This is a genomic window from Sphingobacterium cavernae (assembly GCF_008520265.1).
Taxonomy (GTDB): domain Bacteria; phylum Bacteroidota; class Bacteroidia; order Sphingobacteriales; family Sphingobacteriaceae; genus Sphingobacterium; species Sphingobacterium cavernae.
In genome coordinates this window covers 1-3,985 of record NZ_VIQM01000094.1, presented here as the reverse complement: position 1 = coordinate 3,985, position 3,985 = coordinate 1, and the positions used below count along the sequence as shown (strand labels likewise).

The following is a 3,985-nucleotide window of genomic DNA, read 5'->3' as shown; positions in this document are numbered from 1 at the left end:
AAAACAGGTACTCTTTTGCTCATAAAACAATCTGATTGCAGCTTAAAGATATGAAAATCAGGTGATTAAAGCAAATAATATGAGTGATAAAATACAAAAAAGAGGCTGCCTATTTTGAGACAGCCTCATCCTATTAGATAGTATCTTGTGTTATTCTATTTAAACAATTCCAAAGCTTTCTTGATACGCGAAACCACTTGTTCTTTTCCTAATAATTCAGTGATCAAAAAGACATCAGGACCAAATTTACCTCCTACTAGCATTATACGATATGGCATCATCAATTCACCGATTTTCATCCCAGATTCAGCAACTTTACCCTTGAAGAATGGCTCTAATGATACAGCTGTCCAATCCGTTTGATTTCCAAATTCTGAAATAATATTTTCAAAAAATGCTGTCTTATCTACATTCCACTTAGGTTTTACTGCGTCGACATCGTATTGTGTAGGCTCTTCAAAGAAAAATGATGCTTGACCCCAAAAGTCCGATACGTAAGTTAATCTTTCTTTTACAGCTGTCAATACGGTAGTTAAATATGCTTCATCAATAGTAGAAACATTATTTTGTGCTAGGACTTCCTGGATTTGAGGCAATAATTCCGCATTATCCGCTTTCTTAATCCACTCGTGGTTGAACCATTTTGCCTTCTCAAAATCAAACTTAGCACCGCTCTTACTAATGCGATCTACTGAGAATTTAGAAATAAGCTCTTCAATTGAAAATAATTCTTGCTCGGTTCCATCGTTCCATCCCAAAACACCTAGCATATTTACAAATGCTTCTGGCAAGAATCCCAATTCACGAAAACCTTTGGTCAAGTCTCCTGATTTAGGGTCTGTCCAATTCATCGCATACACAGGGAATCCCAAACGATCGCCATCACGCTTACTTAATTTACCATTTCCATCAGGTTTCAATATCAACGGCAAATGCGCCCATTGCGGTTCTTGATCTTTCCATCCTAAGTATTCCCACAATAACAAATGTACTGGAGCAGAAGGCAACCATTCTTCGCCTCGGAAAATATGCGAAATCTCCATAGCCTTATCATCTACAACGACAGCTAAGTGATACGTAGGCATCCCATCAGCCTTTAATAATACCTTGTCGTCGATCAATTTCGTCTCAAAAGAAACACGACCACGAATCATATCATCAAAAGACACAACTTCGTCTTCTGGCATCTTGATACGAATCGTATGAGGTGTGCCCGCATCTAGCAAAGCTTTTGTTTCTTCAGCCGAAAGACTCAAAGAATTACGCAAGCTCATTCTATTCTCGTGCGAATACCTAAAATTAGGATATAATTGACGCTGCGCATCCAATTCCTCCGCAGTATCGAAAGCATAATAAGCACGTCCATTAGCCACCAATTGCTCAGCATATTGACGGTAGGAAGGTTTGCGTTCACTTTGGCGGTATGGTCCGAATGCACCGGGCTTTGAAGGGCTCTCATCAGGTGAAATACCACACCATGCAAGACACTCGTTAATATATTCTTCAGCACCAGCTACAAAACGTGTCTGATCTGTATCTTCTATTCTTAAAATAAATTCACCTTGGTGATGTCTAGCAAATAAATAATTGAACAAGGCAGTTCTTACACCACCCAAATGCAATCCTCCTGTAGGACTCGGCGCGAAACGCACTCTTACTTTTTGTTGTGAACTCATTCCACAAAATTACTTATTTCTCATTTAATAAATGAATTAGAAGTTCGCTAGCTGGTCAAATAAACTTCAAATGTTGAATAAAATACTTATTTTGTAATAGTTTTAAATCTGGCATGAACCCATATCAATACAATTCAAAACAAGCCTGGAAAATACTATTGCTGATTTTTGCAGCTTTGATCGGAATCGCATCGCTATTATATAGCAATTATTTAGTCAAAAGTCTTTCTAAATCCGAACGAACTAAAGCTGAGGTTTGGGCAATGAGTACACGAAGTATTATGACCATGCCCGATGTCGATGATGAGTTTATCAGCTTCGTGTATGCTGTACGAGATAGCCTTACTCTACCAGCTATTATAACTGATGAAAAAGACAATATTATCTTTTGGCGTGATTTGGATTCTACCAAAACAAATATACTGTTAGAAGATTCCTTAAAGACTAATGTGGTTTATGACCCCCACTATTTCCAAAAAGAGTTAAACCATATGAAACGCGCTCATGCCCCTATTCATTTGACTTTAGAAAATGGCGAAAAATGGTCTGTCTATTATCATGAATCCAAAGCTTTACGCAATCTTCGCATATTTCCCTATATACAACTTTCTCTAATCGCTATTTTCTTAATATTCGCATATTATGTGTTCAATTCGATACGTAAATCCGAGCAAAACTTAGTCTGGGTGGGAATGGCAAAAGAGGCTGCGCATCAATTAGGGACTCCCATATCTTCTTTGATGGGTTGGATTGAACTTATCAAAATGAAATTCGATGCAGAAGATGACCAAGTTGTCAACGAAATGGAAAGAGATGTTACCCGACTAGAAATTGTTGCTGATCGATTTTCCAAAATAGGGTCCAGACCAATACTTACCAACCATAACGTTTACGAGGTAATAGATAACTTTGTGCAATATTTTAAAATACGTACAAGTGAAAAAATAACATTTCAACTTACAGGTGACAACCATGTAGAAGCAAAAATGAATGTGCCATTATTTGATTGGATCATCGAAAATTTACTTAAAAATGCTGTCAATGCCATTGATACCGAAGGAAATATAACCGTCGATATTAAAGAAAATATTGCGAAAGAGGAAATTTTTATTGACATTAGTGATACTGGTAAAGGAATACCGAAATCCAATTTTGAAGCTATTTTCCAACCCGGATTTACCACTAGACAACGTGGATGGGGTCTAGGGCTTAGTTTGACCAAAAGAATGGTGCGCTACCATAGAGGTCATATTTTTGTGAAAGAATCCGAAATCGGAAAAGGCACGACATTTAGAATAATACTTAAAAGTAATTTAAATTATGAACCTACTCAAGTCTGACGATTATCCTGCTATTTACGAAGATTATATTGAAAATGTACATGGTGATGTACTAGAAGAACTCAAGAACCAACTTGAATCATTCCCAACATTCATAACTAATATTCCAAAAGAAAAAGAACTATACAGTTATGCTGAAGGTAAATGGACTGTAAAAGAAATTCTCTGCCATATCATCGATACCGAACGTGTAATGTCTTATAGGGCATTGCGTTTCGCGCGAAATGATATGACAGCTTTGGCTTCTTTTGAACAAGACGAATTCGTCACTTTTGGAAGGCACAATGAACGCGAAATGGAAAGCATTATTGAAGAATTTGTTAATTTACGTCGGGCAAATATTGCTTTATTCAAAACATTCAACGAAACTGAGCTTTCGCGCAAAGGTATGGCCTCTGACAGATTAATAAGCGTTTTGGCTTTTATTTATGTTATTGCTGGACATTTAAATCACCATAAATTCATTCTGCAACAAAAATATCTTAATGAAAAATCATGATTTGGAGCAAGGAACATCATTTAGAAGACATTAATGTGTTGTTTTCTCGCTATATGACTGGTTTTTGGATATCAGAGCTAGCAAGATTACACCAGAATCACTACATGCAAATATGCCTATAACTGAAAAAGTATTGCAGCCCTACGGTATATTGCATGGCGGTGCATCGGTGGTCTTAGCGGAATCGGTCGGAAGTGTTGCCTCCGCATTAATTATTAATAAGGATACACACAATGCTGTTGGGATAGAAGTCAACGCGAATCACCTTAGACCAGGCAAATTAGGTAGTAATTTGGAAGCGAATTGTACTCCAATTCATATTGGTCGAAGTACACATGTGTGGGATGTGAACTACCCATTTGCTAAAGACAAATGGGCTTCGGGCTTCACAGACTTGTGCTTTGTTGCCAAAGTCTTATTTGAGTCTCCGCCCGTGTAATCGCCAGTTCCTGACGATATTATTTTTAATC

4 protein-coding genes are annotated in these 3,985 nt (G+C 37.4%); 3 read left to right on the top strand and 1 reads right to left on the bottom strand.

Annotation, left to right across the window (positions count from 1 at the left end):
* Positions 1-155: 155 nt before the first annotated feature.
* Positions 156-1,676: a glutamate--tRNA ligase gene (gene gltX, locus FLS47_RS16195; RefSeq protein WP_149915369.1), complete on the bottom strand. Its 1,521-nt coding sequence runs from the start codon at positions 1,674-1,676 to the stop codon at positions 156-158.
* Positions 1,677-1,789: 113 nt separating this feature from the next.
* Here gltX and FLS47_RS16190 point away from each other — a divergent pair, with 113 nt between their 5' ends.
* The 3 genes from FLS47_RS16190 (at position 1,790) to FLS47_RS16180 (ending at position 3,954) form a co-directional block, all read left to right on the top strand.
* Positions 1,790-3,016 (top strand): sensor histidine kinase, encoded by a 1,227-nt coding sequence (locus FLS47_RS16190; RefSeq protein ID WP_149915368.1) that lies wholly within the window; start codon positions 1,790-1,792, stop codon positions 3,014-3,016.
* Positions 2,997-3,515 carry a DinB family protein gene (locus tag FLS47_RS16185; protein WP_149915367.1) on the top strand — a complete coding sequence of 173 codons (519 nt, stop codon included), beginning with the start codon at positions 2,997-2,999 and terminating at the stop codon, positions 3,513-3,515. Before FLS47_RS16190 ends, FLS47_RS16185 begins: the two co-directional genes overlap by 20 nt.
* Positions 3,516-3,579: 64 nt before the next feature.
* Positions 3,580-3,954: a PaaI family thioesterase gene (locus FLS47_RS16180; protein ID WP_149915366.1), complete on the top strand. Its 375-nt coding sequence runs from the start codon at positions 3,580-3,582 to the stop codon at positions 3,952-3,954.
* Positions 3,955-3,985: the final 31 nt, after the last annotated feature.

What these genes read in the sequence shown, in the direction of transcription:
- FLS47_RS16190 (WP_149915368.1), top strand. Translation starts at nt 1,790, where the DNA reads ATGAACCCATATCAATACAATTCAAAACAAGCCTGGAAAATACTATTG.
- FLS47_RS16185 (WP_149915367.1), top strand. Translation starts at nt 2,997, where the DNA reads ATGAACCTACTCAAGTCTGACGATTATCCTGCTATTTACGAAGATTAT.
- gltX (WP_149915369.1), bottom strand. Translation starts at nt 1,676, where the DNA reads ATGAGTTCACAACAAAAAGTAAGAGTGCGTTTCGCGCCGAGTCCTACA.